An 18221-nucleotide genomic window follows, 5' to 3' on the forward strand; every position below is an offset into this window, starting at 1 on the left:
TATATATTGTTTTCCATTGTATACATAGGCATACAAAATAGATGTCAAGTTGGAATAACTATGACTAATTCTTATCCTGTAAGCGCAAGAATCTCAGAAGATAGTAAAGTATATCTGGATACATTGGTAGAAATGGGAATAGCAATTAATAGATCTGAAGCCATGAAACTGTGTATTAGATATGCAAAACAGAAAAAAATGGAGGAGGAATTATAATGGGATTAACAAATCCATTTAAGAAAGTGTCTCCCGATGAGCTAAAGACAAAACTGGCTATTTCCGAGCAAAGACTATCAGCACGCGAAAAGGAATTGATCAAAAAGCAAAATAAATCCAGGGAAGAGGCAAAAGAAGCCCTCTCAAAAGGAAATGACAGGGAATTCAGGGTTGCGTCGCGAAGGTATTCCCTCGTTGAAGGGCAGGTCAATACTATCAGCAGTATGGTGGAAATGGCACAATCTATGACCGATGTCATTGAGATGCAAACCGGACTCAAGGAAGTTGTTGAGATTGGCGAGGATCTGGGGAAGTGGCAGAAACAACTTGGTTTTGATACCTCAAAACTCGAAGGTGCTGTAACAAACATAAGGACCTCCATGGAAAAGGTAAACAGTGCAACGAGTATGATGACAGCTTCCATGGATGCTGCAATGAGTGGTGGCAGTGAACTCAGTGAAATGCAGGATTCACTACGATCTGAACTACTTGCTGAGCTGTCAAGTGAGCAGCCTGCAAAGGATGAGCTTTCAAAGAAGATAGAATCAGAAATGGCAAATACCGAATGAGCAGGATTTGATTTTCTGATATTTATCCTGGTTCACAATTAAGGGGTGCCTATTTGAACTCAGCTATCACTTTCGCTGCCCAGGCTCGCGGTTATGCAAAAGCCGCAAAGGATCTGGAAGACAGAGGGGAATCTGAAAGAGCACGTGAGTTGTACCTGAAAGCTGCTAAGCTCTACAACGATGCTTCTTTGATACCCGGTGACGGCATTGACAAGAATACACAACGTGACCTTGCAGAACATCTTTTTACCAAAGCACAGTCACTTAAGAGTTCAACAGTTTTGTCCGCAGGCGGAAATCTGGAACGGAAAAGAGATAACGCAAGCAATGACGAATCTTCCATTTCAAAAGATGAAGTTTTTCTCAAAGAGACACCAAACATTGGTTTTGCAGATATCGGTGGTCTTGAACAGGTAAAGGAAGAGATACGTAAAGCTATAATCTATCCTTTTACCCATAAGGAGCTCTACCATATGTACGGCCAGAGAGCAGGAGAGGGTATTTTACTCTATGGCCCCCCTGGTTGTGGCAAGACCATGATGGCAAAGGCAGCCGCGAAGGAATGCGGGGCGGATTTCATCAGTGTCAAGACCAGTAGCATTGTCAGCAAATGGGTAGGCGCTTCGGAAAAGAATGTCAAGCAGGTCTTTGACATAGCCCGGCAGGGAGACAGGTCTATTATATTTTTTGATGAGATAGATTCAATTGCGGTAAGGCGCAGTGAAAGCGAGGATTATGCAAAAAGAGTGGTCAATGAACTCCTGGCACAAATGGATGGTGTGGACACGACATCTGATAATCTTCTTGTGCTTGCAGCAACAAACGAACCCTGGGCAATTGATCCTGCCCTGAGACGTCCGGGACGTTTCAGCAAAATGGTCTTTGTTGCTGAACCGGACCTGGATGCAAGAGTAGCCATTTTGGGCATACATTTGAAAAAGCGACCTGTTGATCCCGATGTTGACATAAAGCACCTTGCTTCTATTACAAATTCATATTCAGGAGCAGACCTTGCAGCCATATGCAAAGAAGCTGCAGACATCCCGCTTGGTGAAGCTCTCAGAGGTGCTGAGCCACGAAAAATAAGACTTCAGGATTTTGAAATGGTACTACAGAAAAGAAAGCCATCCATTATCAGCTGGTACATAGAAGCCAGATCTGCCATCCAGAAAACCGGTGAGGAAGAAGTCTTTGCAGAAATGCTGAAAAAGTGATCCTGATGTCATTGAAACTTTCATATTTTGATCCCCGGAACAACTTGCGTATTGGAATATACATAGGTCTCTTTTTTAGCCTTGAAAAAGGAATTGGAGGTTTTTTAGCGGGTGGAATCATAGGATTAATACTGGCATTCACGACCGCATATGTTGTTCAAAAAACACTGGGGAAAAGGCTGGAGCAGGAAAGACAGGAAGATGATATACTGTCACATGCATTTGTTCTGGGCCTCATAATAGCCATATTTGGATCATTATTGTTCGCTTCATTTGAAACTACCCCTGCAATTGCACTTCTTGTATGTACAATAGTGGCCCTTCGATCAGGTTCAAAAATAAGGAACGTTGTAAAAGAAAAGAATGTCAAGAAAGAAAACGAAAGGATAAGGAAACTTGAGCTTGAAAAAGAGGCCAGTGACTCGGTTGAAGTTATCGTGGATGTGCAGCAACCATTGAGAACAGAAACCGAGAACCCTATCAAGATAACTGTTATGAATCCTTCCGATCTGCCAATAACAAATATTTCAATCCTTGCGGAATGTTCCCGCCTAGTCCGTTGTGACGAGCCCGAAGTAAATATTGACGTTATAGCGCCTGGATCATCAGGTTACACTGCTATTTTTCTGTATCCAAGGATTCCAGAACAGATAGACCTTGGAAAAATTTATGTTGCATATGTAATCAATGGGAATTATTACAGGAAAGTACCCATTGATATGGGAGTTTATGAAGCAATACAGGGACAGCCTGTGGACAGCACTGGCATACAGAAACCTGAAAAACATTTGCAGGTGGTCAGGGAAACAGAGTTCTATCAGGGTTTTGTCCGTTTGAAAATGGCAGTCAACAATATATCACCCCTGGTTGTAAATGATGTAGCGCTTGAGTTCGATTTTGATGAGCAACTTTTCAGGATAGACAGATTTGAACCGGCATATTCTGTTAAAAATAACAGACTTGTGCTTGGAAGCATTCAAGGTAACAATTCAAAATCAGTCATGGTTTATTTTGATCCTATGGTCTGCTCAAAGTCCTCTGAAATAAAATGCAGGATATTCTACAAGGACGCAAAAGGAAAGCTATTGAATACAGAAATGAACCCAAAAAGAATAGAAGTGACATGTCCCATCATGAAAACCGATTCTGATATTAATATCGGAATGTTGCGAGAACTTTTAACTTCCCTTCCTTTCAGGGACAGTAAAGTTTACAGGATAAAATCAGACCTCGCCACTGCAACACTTATGAACATTTGCCGTGAAATGATACAGAGACACGATATAAGGCACATACGGACTTTGAGGACAACAGATAGAAAGAATTATGAAACATGGTACTATGGCAAAACAAAAGTAAATGATCATGATATTATCCTGAAGGTAACAATCTCTGAAGAGACAGACAGCATCGAACTTTTCGGTGCAACGCAGACTGCAGAATCACTTGTTGGTATGCTCGCAGAATTCGGTCGTGAATTTTGTAAAGAGATGGAATTACATTCAAAGGGAAAAAGCGATGTCAAACCGGTTGTGAACGTGATTATCAAAGATTCCATAATCCAGCGTAGCAATCTCCTGAATTCATGTGACCTTGCCGGTAATTGTACCGGGGATGTAATTGTGGAGGATAGCATAATACAGAGAACGGAGTTTATGGCAAACTTTTGCCTATCGTGTGGTTCAAAACTAGCCAAGGATGCAAATTTTTGCAGTGAATGTGGTACAAAGATCTTTTAAAAACATGAACTCAATAATATATTTAAATCTGAATCGCATAACTTGATTAATCGTTCCTATAGGTGGCCTAAATGAAGTTTGGAGCTCTGGATGATATTGCCAAATCGTTTTCTCATGCTCTCCTGAACGAGGCAGGAGGTAGGAGCGGACTTTTTTTCTGGTCTTACGTATTCCTATGGATAGCGCTTACCTCGTATTTTATCGTAAGCCGCCTACTCTCCCTTCATGAAAGAACCGATCTTATATATCTTGCCAGTGCACCGATATACATTATTCTTCTTTATGTTCCAATCTATATATTCTGGCTCTATGAAAAAAAAATAGGCATTGAAAAAAGAAGAATAAAAGAAATTCAACTTGTTGATACTGTAAATGCTGAGTATAAATTTGCCGAGCCTGTTGAAACAGGATTTAATAGTATGCTTTTCCTCAGGTTGAATAATCCCACTGAAAAGCTGATAGAGAATATATGGATAAGAGCGGTATTTCCTGTAACTGTTCGTTGTGATAAGCCTGTTTTAAGCCTTGGTTCACTTGAACCAATGTCTTCACTTACCGCCTCTTTGCCTTTTGTTCCCCTTACATCGGGAACTTTGTCAATGGGTTACTATGACCTATATTTTGAGATACACGGGCATAAACACCAAAAACCTCCTGTTTTTTTAGGAAATATTGATATTAGCTACTCATTTCTTAAAGTAGATGTGAAGATCCCCGAGCCACTTAGATTAGGACACAGTTCTATTATCACCACAAAAATAGAAAATCGCTCAAATGTAAATCTGGATAAACTGCAGATAAAATGTTTTTTCCATCGGGGACTAAGCTATGATACAGCATTTTCTGACACAAAATCCATGGCCCCTGGTTCTGATTATAGTGTTATATACAGTATAACGCCCACGATCGAAAGCAAAATTGACGTTGGACATTTTGATATTCTGCTTAACATAGGAGGGAACAATTGTAAAATAGGACCTGTGGCTTTTGGAGAATATTATGTACAGGTTCCAAATATAAATATAAAGATCAATATCCCAAAAACCCTATACAGTGAAATCGGAAATTCCATTGGTATCTATGTAGAGAACAGATCGGATGAAATGATCCATAATATTTGTTTTAATAGCTGTTTTTCTTCCTTTGTAGAGTGCCATAATCCAGGAGTCTGCATCCCCGAAGTCCAGCCTTATTCATCCGGATATACATCCCTTGTAATAAAACCTGCAAACACCGGGAAGATAGATCTTGGAAACCTTAATTTTTCCTTTGAAGTAAATGGAGCCCTTTGTCAGCAGGAGCCGATTGTACTTGGAATACATGGAGTTGTGTGAACCGGACAAATGATTTTACTAATTATTAAATTATAAAACATCTAATTAATAAATGAGATATTTCTATTTGAGTGAAATATAATATGATCAATAATGGTCTGGAAGTGATTAAGATGGAAATACTACAAGACCCCGGAGATATGGAGAAGGATAACCGGCAAACAATAATCAAGAACTTGAATGATGTTTATAGTTCTGTTGAAAAACTCATTCAGCAAACGTATTTAAAGAAAAAAGCAGAACTGAATTTCCAGCTTCGCAATCTAAGGACAGCTGTATCCCAGCTCCGGTCTGATATCACAAACAGAAACCTTGATGGTTTTTCCGGCAGGAAGGGTACACTGGACGATTTTTACAGGACCGAAGATAATTTACTGAATGCTTCTGCAAAAATGAAAGATACTTTTGCTTCATTAATAACTTCATCCGACCCTATTGATATTTTCTTGCTGGAAGCACTCCTGGACAATTTCAAAAAAGGATTTAATGACCGCATTATTGTGGATAAAGATATGCAGAATGAATTCAAACTAAAGAAAATAGAAATGTCCAGTGCAGATCGTGTAATCTCGAATGAGAAACAGCTTCCAGATAAAAAGGATACAAATGTCTTAGTACATCTCGAAACTGAGAAAAATAAAAATTTGTTCACCACCAACATCTCAAAGTCAATCTTGACCTCATCATTAGATCCTGGGAAAACTGCAGGAGATATACCGGAAAGAACAGATAAAGAAGAAATTGAAACGAATATGCTTTCAAAACTTTATAATTATATGAATGTACTTGAACATAAGTATTCTACATACCAGCCTGAATTGGCATTTAGCGGAGAATACACCGGAGAAAAGAGATGGAAATTCAGTATATCGGACAGATCAATTTCCGGAAGTATAATAGATGTTTTAAAGCCATTCCTGACCTTTAAGACTTGCTGGCATCCATTTAATGACCTGAGAACGATTATGAACTTCGTGCAGAAAGATGCAAATGCAGTTCCAACAGGCCAGTATAAAAGCCTGTGCTTTTTGAATTCTGGATGGAGTTCTGACATTAAGGAATGGGCACAAAACTATGTGCATCCACGCCTGGTTCTTTATCTTTATGATCTTGGAAAAAGTGAAATACTATTTAATCGGAATGTTAGGAATGCAGACAGGCTTATGGTCTGGCATAATTTGGATACATATGTAACTCTTGAGGATGAAATTGAACCTCTTATCGATCAGGCTGACCCATTTGATGCTGCAGAGGTGGCTGAAAGAACTGGTTTGAGCATCGATGGAGCAAAAAGATTGATTGCCATAATGCTTTCTAAGAACAAAGTAATGGATATAGGATTTGGGACATCCCGGTACGCAGGGATTAAAAATAAGTAAAAATGAATGAGAGAGTGAGAAACTCACTCTTCTGCTGCTGCTTCGACAGGCTCTTCGTCGCCGCCGAGGATCTTTGCTATGGTCTTATCACCATATTCTGCAACGACGGTGTTGATCTGAACTATGTCAGGTGCAATTTCCCTTCCACGCATCATCTTTCTGCGGCGTACGCCTTGTGCAACCGGAGAGTAACCAATTCCACTTGCAACGAGTAATTTCTGTCTCCTTGGTCCTGGGAGGTCCGGTCTCATGACCATTCCGCTCTTGTCGCTTCCTCCGGTTATTTTCAGTTTATATCCGGATAAACCGACGATTGCTCCATCTACGGTTTCCCCGATAGATTTTCCAATTAATTTGTTGGCTTCAACACCTGCTACATTGAACTGGTAGGATTTTGCCTTAGGGTCTGCTACCACTACTTTAAAATCTGCCATATATTTTCCTCCTTATTAGTTTTATTGTTCCTGCTGTTATGATCCGTCATATGAAAATGCATTCGAATTATTTTGCCCAGAATGGATTATCCCTTCTCTTGATTGCAAGGAACGCATCCAATGCCTCTAATTCATCTGCCGTCATTGAGTCGTAAATTTCATGTTCGATCTTCTTTGCGTGCCTTTCAGGGACATTCACAAAGAGTGTATCCTCTTCCTTAATCTGCCTTCCAACTGTAGGTCCTTCGATGGCCATTGCAACTTCCATGCCGACCTTTGCTTCGGAGATATTCTCCCCCCTCATCTGAAGACCTTTTACCTTACCAACAACTTCACCGTTTGTGTTTACAACTTCTACATTAGTCTTCACCACTCCGCCAATTATCTTCACACCTACAACTGCAGGTTTGCTCTGGCGGAAAGTACAATCCGGCATGATTCGGAATCTTCCGGGTTTGATGATGGTATCGGATATCTCTTTTTCAGCAAGTTCCTTCTGCTTCTTAACCCAATCCTTGTAATCATCTATCAAACGATATATCACATCGTTCCTGAACAAGGTTACTTCTGTGGACTGGATCTTTTCCTTTGCATCCGGAAGAACTTTAACGTTGAATCCGACAATGACCGAGTAGAATGGGTCCTCTATTGCCGAAACTTCCACGATATCCCTATTACTGATATCACCTACGTGTGCTTTTCTGATAGGGATCTCTTCTTTCTTAAGCTCATTTACAAGAGCTTCGAGAGAGCCTATAGTATCAGCTTTTATTGTGATACCGACAGAATCGGTGTCTATCTGGACGTCTTCGATCTCGCTCTTAATCTCTTCAGTGATAGCATCGATGGTTTCCGGACTTGCGACCCTTACAGGAGAACCTGCAAGTGCACCTTCCAGATTCGGAGCTGATATCTTCACACCAACCGCAGCTGTGACTTCATCCACCTGCTGGAATCTTTCCTCTGATTTGATCTCTGAAAGCGGACGTGGTTTCAGTAATGCCCTGACTTTTGTCTGGATTGGATTACCAAGACTTCCAACAACTATAGTGTCACCTTTTCTGATAATACCATCATAAAGTATAGTATCAATAGTAGTTCCAAGTCCTTTTTCTTCCTTTACTTCAAGAACAGTACCAACCCCAGGACCCTTTGCATCATAATGCAAGCTGCTCTCAAGGAATCTTTGGGCAAGTCCAAGAAGTACCATTAACACATCAGGAATGCCTTCGCCTGTCGCAGCACTTATCGGAATAATTCCAATATTACGCTGGAAGTCGCTGATCCTGTCATATCTTTCAGAATTGAATCCAATTTTGTAAAGCTCACCAACAACTTCATAGAACTTATTGTCAAGATCAGTTTTTACACGTTCACTCTGTTTATTATAAGTTGCAAGGAAAGGTTTATTCTTATTGGGGTTCCAGCCATGGATCCTGTCTATCTTGTTTGCAACAACTACAAAAGGAGTCTTGAATCTCTTAAGAATTTGAAGACTTTCTATGGTCTGAGGCATAAATCCTTCATTTATGTCAACGATCACGATAGCAAGGTCTGCAAGTGCGCCTCCTCTGCTTCGCAGGGACGTGAATGCATGATGCCCGGGTGTGTCTATAAACAAAAGTCCCGGGACAATAAACCTGTCCTTAAGTGATGGATCCCCACATTTACTCACAATGTTTTCGATGGGAACCTCAGTTGCACCTATGTGCTGAGTAATGGCACCGGCTTCTCCTTCGGCAACGGCACTTCCCCTGATCTTGTCAAGTAAAGTCGTTTTTCCGTGATCGACATGTCCCATCACAGAAACTATTGGTGTACGTAGATTTTCTTTTACAGCCATGTGCAAACCCCTTCAGAGATAGTTAGGATAGTTGGAAAACAATTTCAGTAAGGATATTTCAGGACATTTGCTATATAATTATTGCAAACATCCTGAGTCCCTGCTTACTCGTAGAGACAAACCTCATCGATCTTTGAATAGTTAACTATATCTGAATCCTTGAAGTGGATAGCTATTTCGCGCTGTGCCGATTCAACTGAATCTGAAGCGTGTACCACATTTCTGCCTGTTTCAATTGCATAGTCTCCCCTTATAGTACCAGGGAGTGCATCAACAGGATTTGTTGCACCGTTCACTGCGCGCATGATAGCAATGGAGTTCTTTCCTTCCACGACCATGGATACAGAAGGACCTGATGTCACATATTCAATAAGTGAAGCAAAGAAAGGCCTTGCTGCATGTTCCTTGTAGTGCTCCTTTGCACTATCTTCACTCATGACACCGAGTCTCATGGCTGCGATCTTAAGACCGCGTTTCTCTATCCTTGAGATGATCTCACCCATTAGCCCGCGCTGTACCGCGTCGGGTTTGATCATAATGTATGTCTGTTCCATTTAGAACACCCAATCATGCTTTCTTCAAGTGTATTCTGCCCTGTTCGGTCCAGACGGTACGTCTTGGCAATCTACCGAGATCGAAGTTGCTTTCGCATTTGGATGAGCAGAAATAATAAGATGAGCCATCTTTCTTTACGAAAAGCTTGCCTGTTCCCGGTTCAAGAAATTTACCGCAAAAAGAACATTTTCTTTGTTCCATAGTAGTCACCTCATCTGGTAGTCAGTTTCTTGGCTTCTCTGGAAGTCTCGATCAACATCATAATGTCGCCGATCCGTATAGGACCAACACAGTTACGGGTGATTATGCGGCCCTTGTCACGTCCTTCAAGTACGCGGCACTGGATCTGGCTGGCTTCACCATGCATACCGGTATTACCGATAACATCGATGACCTCAGCCGCATAGCCTGTATCTTCATCTGCCATAGTGATACCTCATGTATCGGATTATTTAAGTGCACTGACTTTCTGTGCAATGTCTTCAATAAGTTCGCTACCCTTGCCAGCGTCGATAATAGCGACAGCTGAACAAGCAACACCTATTCCACAGGCAGCACCGAGCTCTTTCTGCTCTTTTACATAGATGTATGGAGTGTTCTTCTCTTCACAGAGTGGTGCAATGTGTGCAATAACTTCTACCGGGTCAACATCCTCTGCAATTACTGCAAGCTTTGTGATGCCTCTCTCAATAGCTTTTGTCACTTCATTTATTCCTTTCTTTAATTTACCTGTGTCTCTTGCCAGTTCTACACTCTCAAGTGCTTTGTTTACGAGTTCTTCTGGAACATCAAATTTAGCTGCCATATTATAATCTCCTTCGAAACCACGATGTATGATCATGGTTTTTCATTATTCATTGTACACCGGAAACTCCGGCTAATTTGGCCAATTACGATTGTAACAATGTTAACCAATAATTAACTGACACAAAGTCCAATGCCAAAGTAATATTTAAGAATTACCGCACTTGCAACCCATTACTGCAGAATGCGCAATTGGAGTCTTTAAATAACCTGTTCATGTATAAACCTTGTGGCAGAAAAACCTAAAAAAAGAAGGGGGAAATGAATTCACCAGTATTGTTCCATTGCAAGATTAAAGAAGTTTGATGCATTGGTTGTAACAACGACTTTTGCAATTCTTCCATCATCCACAATGGTTGTATTGTAGAACAGATCCCTTTCAGTACTGTTGCCTTCTAGAGCTGATATAATAGCAAGTGTACTGTCTAGTGGATTGAGGAATATCTCAGTCTTCGAGTAATTTCCATCGCCCATGTTCCTGAATTCCATATAGTGCTGTTCTGCAAGGGAATCCGTTGAACTTACCATCTGATACTCTGCTCCTGAATCCACATAGCTAAGCAGTTCTGAAAAATCAGTTGTACCCTGAGTGTTGCCAGAGGCCACATCGACCACTTTTACAAGAGTGTCTTTATCTCCTAAAAGAGTAGGTGTTCCAATTATATTGTATAAGTTAGAACTTCTCATCAAAAAGGAGTATCCATTGTAAGTATCAGTTACAGCATATTCAAAGTTAATAACTTCAGGATTCAGCACATGTGCTTCAAACCCAAATCCGGCGGAAGCATTATAAGCGGCGAACCTTCTGATCATCAAAGTATTGTAATAAGCATACAGATCAGATATGTTATAATCCTGAAGGGGTGTTCCATATGTTCTGGAATAGTCAACATATACTGCATTTGACACACCCTCCGGACTGATTGCAAGCCCTCCTGAAATTGAGTTAACTTGTGCGTTAAAATGTGTGCCTTCTATTATCTCAAAACCCGGCGCATTTTCCAGGTCAGTGATTTCTTCATCACCCTTGGAATTGTTTCCGTTGCCACTAAAGAAAAATGGTAATATTGACATTACCATTATGAGCGCCAGAAAAATTCCTATGATCTTCACAGATTTTTGGTCCATTCATTCATTCTCCTCATATTATCAATATAACAAAATAGCATTAAAACAAAAAATGTATCAGATAGCACTTTCTCCTATCTTCGCTATTGTGGCATCGATATCAGCTTTTAACTCATCTGGAATACCCTGGATACCAACATCAAGGAATCCCCGTACAATCATACCAACAGCATCTTCTTCTGTAAGCCCTCTTGCCATAAGATATTCTATCTGCTCCCGTGCTATCCTGCCTACAGCAGCCTCATGTGACAATTCGATATCCTCAACATTTGCTTCAAGTATGGGGATTGCTCTTTGCATTCCGCCTTTACCCAGTACCAGCCCATGACATTCAAGATGTCCTTTGGCCCTATCCGCATTGCCTATCATCTCACCACGGGCAATAACCTTACCCCCAGTTGTAATTGTTCTTGAGATGAGTTCCGCCTTTGTGTCCTCTGCATCAAATATGACCCTGCTTCCAAGATCAAGCTCAGACCCTGGATGTGCTACAGCAATCGTATTTAATCTTGCAAAAGCTCCCTTGCCTTTAAGGACAACCGTCGGATATGCCTGTATAGATTTGACCGGTTTGAGAGTCACATAGTTATTGATGTATGTTCCATCTTCTTCAACATGGACAACAGTCCTTGGCCTGACACCTATCTGTTCTGCCCAGTTATGGATCATTGTGAATTTTAAGGTTGCTCCCTTCTTTACGTATATCTCTGAAATTCCCAGATGAAGTCCCTTTTCGATTCCATGTTTTGTGGAGCATCCCGTTATAACATCAAGTTCCGCCCCCTCTTCAACAATAATTATATTGTGAACTGTCTGGGAAACCTGCTTTGAACCCAAAAGTAAACATGTCTGGACAGGCATCTTTAATTTCTTGCCCTTTGGAGCCCTTATGAAATATCCATCTGCTTCCTGAAGATAACTCATTGCGGTATATTTGTCTGCATCCGGTTTAACCAGTTTCCATGAATAATCCTTAAGCCAGTCGTGGACTTTCATTGCATCTTTAAGGGACATGAGTTCCACAACATCCTTATCACGCATGGACGTGTGTGAAACTGCATTATCAAGCATAATAAAACTACCAGCCCTGTTTTCTTCCGAAGGCGTGAATCCTACATTCAAGAGAGTCCTCTGATCCTCTTCGCTAAGTTCTGAGAGATTATCAGTACTTTCCACATCATGCGGAGCAATCCCATACTCATCAAGATCGAAATCCTCTCCATAAGCAGCAGTCTTCTTGAGTGCCTCCTCCACTTTCTTCCTCATATCTTCATCAGCTTGCATTTGATACACTCCTCATATCCCTGTTCTTTGATCTCTGTAAGCATCTCACGTGGGTTTCCTGAACACATGACAGTTCCATTACACAGTATGTATCCCCTATCGGCTTCTACATAGTCAAGGACCTGTCCGGTATGTGTGATCACCAATGCGGATTTACCGTGTTTGCACCTGTCACCGGCACATTTACAGTCTTTTTGCAAGAGTTGGTTTATAGTTTTGCCAATCTGCTCAATGCTTACAAGGTCCACGCCGGACTCAGGCTCATCAAGAAGAACAAAATCCGGGTTCTGTGCAGAAAGCTGGAGAAGCTCTGATCTTTTGATCTCCCCTCCTGAAAAACCTACATTCACATCCCTTTCATAGAACCTTACCATATCCAGTGTTTCAGCCAGACTTTCAGTCTCCTTGAGGTCCTTGGAAATGACATTCAAAAGATCATAAAGTTTGACACCACTCATATTAGGAGGTCTCTGTGTCATGATACCCATTCCCATTTGTGCCCTTTCAAATACCGACATGTGGGTGATATCCTCCCCTTTGAAGATAATTTCTCCTTCTAAAACATTATAACCACTGAATCCCATTAGTGTCATAAGAAGTGCAGACTTGCCTGCTCCGTTTGGCCCGAAAAGAACGTTAGTATACCCAGCTTCAACAGTAAGGTCAACGCCTTTCAATATCCTTCGGCCGCCGATTTCAACTGTTAGATTATTGATCTCCAGCACAATATGGCCTCCTTTTATGATAATTGATGCCCATGAAATGAATAATTCATGAAAATCCTGCTCTATTATACAGGTTATCGGTTAAAAACCTATTGAAATTTGAAAAAACAGTATGCTAATTCAAGGTCATGCTACAGATATCAAATATATAGTCCCTTAGATGAGTAAATATAACTCACAATCCCAGTTCTCTGGCAATCTCCTGGAACTCTTTTCCCTTTTCAGTTGTAATATAAATATTATCATTTTGCTCAATCAGACCCTTTTCTTTTAACAAGGCCAAGTATTTGTTAACGACTTCAAAATTTAAATTAGCACTGTACACTATATGTGTTTTTTTTGCCCCCTCTAATGCAGCCCTTAAAATTTCCACACTTATAGCAGTTCTGCTCCTTCTGATAATAACACATCCACACCTGAATATATAATTGGAATGATATCTTTTGTCGCGTTTTCGGGATGGGAACTTCATTAATACTCCCACATTAATAACCCCACATTAATAACCCCACATTAATAACCCCATCATTCCCAACCAAATAGTTCTGAAAGGATTTTATCACTTTTTCCGGCATCCGTTATAAATATATAATAATATATACATAGATATTAAATGCTCCCGCTTTTGACTACCTTTTCTATCCACATTAACATGAGCAATACTATCAGAAAGATGAATGTTACCTGCCACAGATAATAATGCACATAACTGAAAAATGCAGGATAGATCATTCCGACAAAGGAAAGGAGTACCAATCTTAGCATGTTTATAATTAACATTGCAGGTAGTCCCAGAATTATGCCAAGTAACTTGTTACGCAATTTCGTAGGATAGGCAAGCACACATCCGGCATAGACTAACAGTTCATACATTCCTGTGCATTCATCTATCACCATCATAGAGAAGCCATTCATGTAAACAGACTGGCCATAGGAAGAACTTTCCACCCCTAAAATAGACAGAAGTACTGAAAGAGTATTTGCAGTCAGAGTGCTAAGGAAAACGAACTTCTCCTGGAAGATCACATATGTCCCAGTGAAAAGTGCTATGTAGAATAGATACTGGCCTATGAATTTAATGACATGCACATTCTTTTTTAAAAATTGCCCCACATTATTTTTAGTGTAAACAGACTGAACATCTGCCCTCTCTACAGTTTGATGTTTCCTGGCGCCTTTTAAATTCCTGCTTTTTTTAGCCATACTTCCTCCAAGAAAAAAGAAACTTAAAAAAAAATGTGGAATTAATCACGGCGTCTTAGCGTGACAATTCCAAGGACTCCAAGTATGCCTATCATAGCCAGTATACCAACCGGTGTCAGTAATGGAACAACAGGCTGGCAGTGATAATGACTTGGGTCCGTATCATTTACAGTGTTGCCGGCATCGTCTTCTCCCGTCACAGTAGCAATGTTCTTGTATAGTGGGACACATTCCTCAACAGTAGCGGTGACCTCATATGTCCACGTCTCCCCGACATCCAGGATGTTGTCAGCATTCATGCTCTTTGAGACGATATTTGCAGCGGGGATAACTCCAAGCTTGTCATCGACAACAACAATGTTCTCCAAAGGCACATTTCCGGTGTTCGTGACGAAGTATTCCCATGTAACGGTTTCACCCACTCCTATCTGAGGACCACTCGGGAAATCAGCATCAAAGCCATTGGTATGTTTCTCTATGTCGATATCCGGCTCACACCTTACTATATAGTGGCTTGGATCACTGTCTGTTACGGGAATTCCCAACCAGTCTGCGTCGACTTCACCGATGTTGGCATACTGTCCGCAGTCTGCTGTACCTGTCATCTGGTACACCCACAGCTCACCTACATCCAGAACATCGTCATTGTTAATGCTCTTGGAGATTATGTTTGCAGCCGGTACGACTCCAAGCTTATCGTCAGTAACTACCACGTTGCTCAGTGGTACATTTCCATCGTTTGTTACTCTGTATGTCCAGGTAACTGCCTGTCCTGGTGCAAGGCTTGGACCTGTTGGCGTATCTGCATCAAAGCCATTGGTCCACTTCTCAATATCAACATCCGGATTCGGTATAGTGAAATAGATAAATGCCTGATCTTCACCGGGGATATCAAGATTTCCTCCTGCAACTACCCTTACTTCAAAGTCATTTCCCGGAGTCAGATCAAATTGATCCTTAAGACCCGATATGGATATCTCATAGACAGCATTTGAGGCCTGACTAGTCGCCGCTAATACATTTCCTACACCAAATCCAGGGAAAGCACCGCTAAGAGGATTTACCGTCCAGTCATTATTTGAAAGTTTTATCTGTACACTCTTGCCACCCTGAGTTAATACAATACTGAACTGCTCTCCCGGACCGATACCATTTATCGGCTTTCCGGTTACATCGCCTATTGTATCACCGTTGGATATCAAAGAGGATATACTTCCGTCACCATCGAGATCACCTGGCAGACCATACACAGTACACATACCATATAGAGTGTCAGTTCCAAGGTCATAGTGCGCATATAGCTCCCTTATGTCATAACCACTTTCAAAAGGTCCGGCAGTACCCATATCCTCGTTGTAGCCTGTACCTGAGTCCCTCATCGGGTCTTCATCGTACCAATTTGCATTCTGGAAAATTACCATTTTAGTTCCAAACGGACCAGTCGGATCATATGTTGACCCTTCTACCTGACCATAATTCCAGTTCTCATCCCACTCCCCAACTCCACGCACTCCATCAATAGTTATTGCCATGGCACTGGGGACGGAGAATAAAACAATAAGTATTCCAAACATTACATGTAGTTTGTTCATTATTTTCCGCTCCCTTTTGATAAATAATATACTTCTCAATAATGGTTTAGTTGCCACAATATATAGCGATACAGCAAACTAAATTCAGTATCTTTGTTAGGTAAAAGAACTACGTAAAATGGCTTTTCTTTGAATGACATATAAAAAGTGAAATCAATTCTCCAATTCGAAGAAAAAGAAGTTGAATTGTTGATCTCAGGCAAAATCAGAATACATTTTTAGAAAGAAAAGGAGGAATTAATTCCTCCTCCTAAGGTAAAATGCCCCTATAAACCCAAGACTTGCCATGAACACCATCATACCAACAGGACTTAACAATGGAACCACAGGCTGACAGTAATAATAAGCCACATCATCATCTGTAACCTCATTGCCTTCAAATTCACCTGTGACAGTTGCGATGTTCTTGTGCTGTGGGACACATTCCTTAACACTGTCCGTTATCTCGTATGTCCACACTTCCCCAGGATCAAGTATATCATCATTGTTGATGCTCTTTGAAATAATGCTTGATGCCGGAATAATGCCAAGCTTGTCATCGTCAACGATGATGTTCTCAAGAGATACTTTGCCTGTGTTCTTCACGACAAATTTCCAAGTGATCAAATCTCCTACCGCAAGTAGAACTCCGGGCGGTTGATCAGCATCTGCTCCATTGATATATTTTTCAATATCGATCTCAGGGACACAGCTCACATAATAGTGGCTTGGGTCAGTATCGGTTACAGGAGCAGCACCATAATAGCCCACTACATCTCCGATATTGACGTACTGGCCACATCCTGCCTTGCCAGTTGCCTGGTAGATCCAGACCTCACCTGGCAGAAGTGTGTCATCACCATTTCCTTTGTCTACAATGTTGGTTATCACACCAAGCTGATCGTCTGTGACAGTTATGTTGGTCAGGTGGACATTACCAGTATTCCTGACAACATATTCCCAGGTGACATCTGCACCATAGGCAAGCGTTGGCCCAGGTGCACTATCAGCATCAATACCATTTGTTGACTTCTCGATATCAATAAGGGGTATGCAGACAACATTATAATGACTTGGGTCCGCGTCAGTTACCGGTGTGATTCCATAGTAACCCACTACATCCCCAACATTTGCATATTGCCCGCAGGATGCACTGCCTGTTGCCTGATATGTCCAGACCTCGCCTACCGCAAGGACATCGTCACCATCGCCTTTGTTCACTATGTTGTTGACCACGCCCAGCTTGTCGTCTGTTACAACGATGTTGCTAAGATCGACATTACCTGTGTTGGTCACAACATAGGTCCACGTTACAGCATCACCAGCATCAAGTGATGGACCAGGAGCAACATCAGCATCAACACCGTTGGTAGCTTTCTCAATATCAATGCCAGGACATTCACCGAAGTAATGGCTTGGATCCTCATCGGTCACAACTACATCGCCATAGTCACCTGTCACATTACCGAGATTAGCGTACTGGCCACACTCGGCAGTACCTGTAACCTCATAGGTCCAGGTCTCAGTAAGGTCAAGGATACCGTCAGTGTTGGTATCACCGCTCTGGTAGACTGGAACGAGTCCCTGATCATCGGTAACGACAACATTGCTCAGAGGAACATTGCCTGTGTTGGTTACAACATAGGTCCATGTTACAACGGCACCTTCAGCAATTCCGGGACCAGGAGCAACATCAGCATCTACACCGTTGGTAGCTTTCTCAATATCAATGTCAGGACATTCACCGAAGTAGTGGCTCGGGTCACTGTCATCCACTGTTACCTCGCCATAGTCACCTGTCACATTACCGAGATTAGCGTACTGGCCACACTCGGCAGTACCTGAAACCTCATAGGTCCAGGTCTCAGTAAGGTCAAGGATACCGTCAGTGTTGGTATCACCGCTCTGGTAGACTGGAACGAGTCCCTGATCATCGGTAACGACAACATTGCTCAGAGGAACATTACCTGTGTTGGTCACAACATAGGTCCATGTTACAACGGCACCTTCAGCAATTCCGGGACCAGGAGCAACATCAGCATCAACACCGTTGGTTGCTTTCTCAATATCAATGTCAGGACATTCACCGAAGTAGTGGCTTGGATCCTCATCGGTCACAACTACATCGCCATAGTCACCTGTCACATTACCGAGATTAGCATACTGGCCACACTCGGCAGTACCTGTAACCTCATAGGTCCAGGTCTCAGTAAGGTCAAGGAT

General features: G+C 41.6%; 18 protein-coding genes. 5 read left to right on the forward strand and 13 right to left on the reverse strand.

The features are described from left to right. The first annotated feature begins 215 nt into the window (after positions 1–215). From BB781_RS09055 to BB781_RS09075, 5 genes are all read left to right on the forward strand, one after another. On the forward strand, positions 216–785 hold the full coding sequence (locus BB781_RS09055; protein ID WP_094228176.1) for a hypothetical protein: 570 nt from the start codon (positions 216–218) through the stop codon (positions 783–785). Positions 786–838: 53 nt separating this feature from the next. Continuing rightward, positions 839–1999, forward strand: a complete 1161-nt coding sequence (locus BB781_RS09060; RefSeq protein ID WP_094228177.1) for an AAA family ATPase — start codon at positions 839–841, stop codon at positions 1997–1999. A gap of 5 nt (positions 2000–2004) precedes the next feature. Continuing rightward, positions 2005–3738, forward strand: a complete 1734-nt coding sequence (locus tag BB781_RS09065) for a zinc ribbon domain-containing protein (RefSeq protein ID WP_094228178.1) — start codon at positions 2005–2007, stop codon at positions 3736–3738. Between the two features lie 71 nt (positions 3739–3809). Beyond that, the gene (locus BB781_RS09070; RefSeq protein WP_094228179.1) at positions 3810–5072 is read left to right on the forward strand and encodes a hypothetical protein; all 1263 of its coding nucleotides are present in this window, start codon (positions 3810–3812) and stop codon (positions 5070–5072) included. A gap of 83 nt (positions 5073–5155) precedes the next feature. Continuing rightward, positions 5156–6451, forward strand: coding sequence for a hypothetical protein (locus tag BB781_RS09075; RefSeq protein WP_094228180.1), 1296 nt, complete (start codon positions 5156–5158; stop codon positions 6449–6451). Positions 6452–6474: 23 nt separating this feature from the next. Here BB781_RS09075 and BB781_RS09080 read toward each other — a convergent pair whose 3' ends face one another. The 13 genes from BB781_RS09080 to BB781_RS09140 all read right to left on the reverse strand — a co-directional run. After that, positions 6475–6885, reverse strand: coding sequence for a 30S ribosomal protein S6e (locus BB781_RS09080; RefSeq protein WP_094228181.1), 411 nt, complete (start codon positions 6883–6885; stop codon positions 6475–6477). Positions 6886–6952: 67 nt separating this feature from the next. Next, positions 6953–8728, reverse strand: coding sequence for a translation initiation factor IF-2 (gene infB / locus BB781_RS09085; protein WP_094228182.1), 1776 nt, complete (start codon positions 8726–8728; stop codon positions 6953–6955). Between the two features lie 104 nt (positions 8729–8832). Continuing rightward, a complete protein-coding gene (gene ndk, locus BB781_RS09090) occupies positions 8833–9282 on the reverse strand; it encodes a nucleoside-diphosphate kinase (RefSeq protein WP_094228183.1) in 450 nt (149 codons plus the stop codon). Between the two features lie 13 nt (positions 9283–9295). Beyond that, entirely contained in the window at positions 9296–9484 is a 189-nt protein-coding gene (locus BB781_RS09095) for a 50S ribosomal protein L24e (protein ID WP_094228184.1), read from the reverse strand. Positions 9485–9494: 10 nt separating this feature from the next. Continuing rightward, positions 9495–9710 (reverse strand): 30S ribosomal protein S28e, encoded by a 216-nt coding sequence (locus BB781_RS09100; protein WP_094228185.1) that lies wholly within the window; start codon positions 9708–9710, stop codon positions 9495–9497. 21 nt (positions 9711–9731) lie between these two features. After that, the gene (gene rpl7ae / locus BB781_RS09105; protein WP_094228186.1) at positions 9732–10088 is read right to left on the reverse strand and encodes a 50S ribosomal protein L7Ae; all 357 of its coding nucleotides are present in this window, start codon (positions 10086–10088) and stop codon (positions 9732–9734) included. Between the two features lie 266 nt (positions 10089–10354). Continuing rightward, positions 10355–11215 carry a hypothetical protein gene (locus BB781_RS09110; protein ID WP_094228187.1) on the reverse strand — a complete coding sequence of 287 codons (861 nt, stop codon included), beginning with the start codon at positions 11213–11215 and terminating at the stop codon, positions 10355–10357. Positions 11216–11272: 57 nt separating this feature from the next. Continuing rightward, positions 11273–12499, reverse strand: coding sequence for a SufB/SufD family protein (locus BB781_RS09115; protein ID WP_094228188.1), 1227 nt, complete (start codon positions 12497–12499; stop codon positions 11273–11275). After that, positions 12478–13224 (reverse strand): ABC transporter ATP-binding protein, encoded by a 747-nt coding sequence (locus BB781_RS09120; protein WP_094228189.1) that lies wholly within the window; start codon positions 13222–13224, stop codon positions 12478–12480. The genes BB781_RS09115 and BB781_RS09120 overlap by 22 nt, the downstream gene beginning before the upstream one ends. Before the next feature lie 175 nt (positions 13225–13399). Continuing rightward, complete coding sequence (locus BB781_RS09125) at positions 13400–13708, reverse strand: winged helix-turn-helix domain-containing protein (RefSeq protein ID WP_242492595.1); 309 nt, start codon at positions 13706–13708, stop codon at positions 13400–13402. 125 nt (positions 13709–13833) lie between these two features. Next, the gene (gene artB / locus BB781_RS09130) at positions 13834–14427 is read right to left on the reverse strand and encodes an archaeosortase B (protein ID WP_094228190.1); all 594 of its coding nucleotides are present in this window, start codon (positions 14425–14427) and stop codon (positions 13834–13836) included. Between the two features lie 41 nt (positions 14428–14468). Then, the gene (locus BB781_RS09135; RefSeq protein WP_094228191.1) at positions 14469–16019 is read right to left on the reverse strand and encodes a DUF7507 domain-containing protein; all 1551 of its coding nucleotides are present in this window, start codon (positions 16017–16019) and stop codon (positions 14469–14471) included. Between the two features lie 237 nt (positions 16020–16256). Further along, positions 16257–18221 (reverse strand): DUF7507 domain-containing protein (locus BB781_RS09140; protein WP_449288760.1); only part of this gene is annotated, 1965 nt, incomplete at its 5' end.

This window comes from Methanolobus psychrotolerans (genome assembly GCF_002243045.1).
Lineage (GTDB): Archaea > Halobacteriota > Methanosarcinia > Methanosarcinales > Methanosarcinaceae > Methanolobus > Methanolobus psychrotolerans.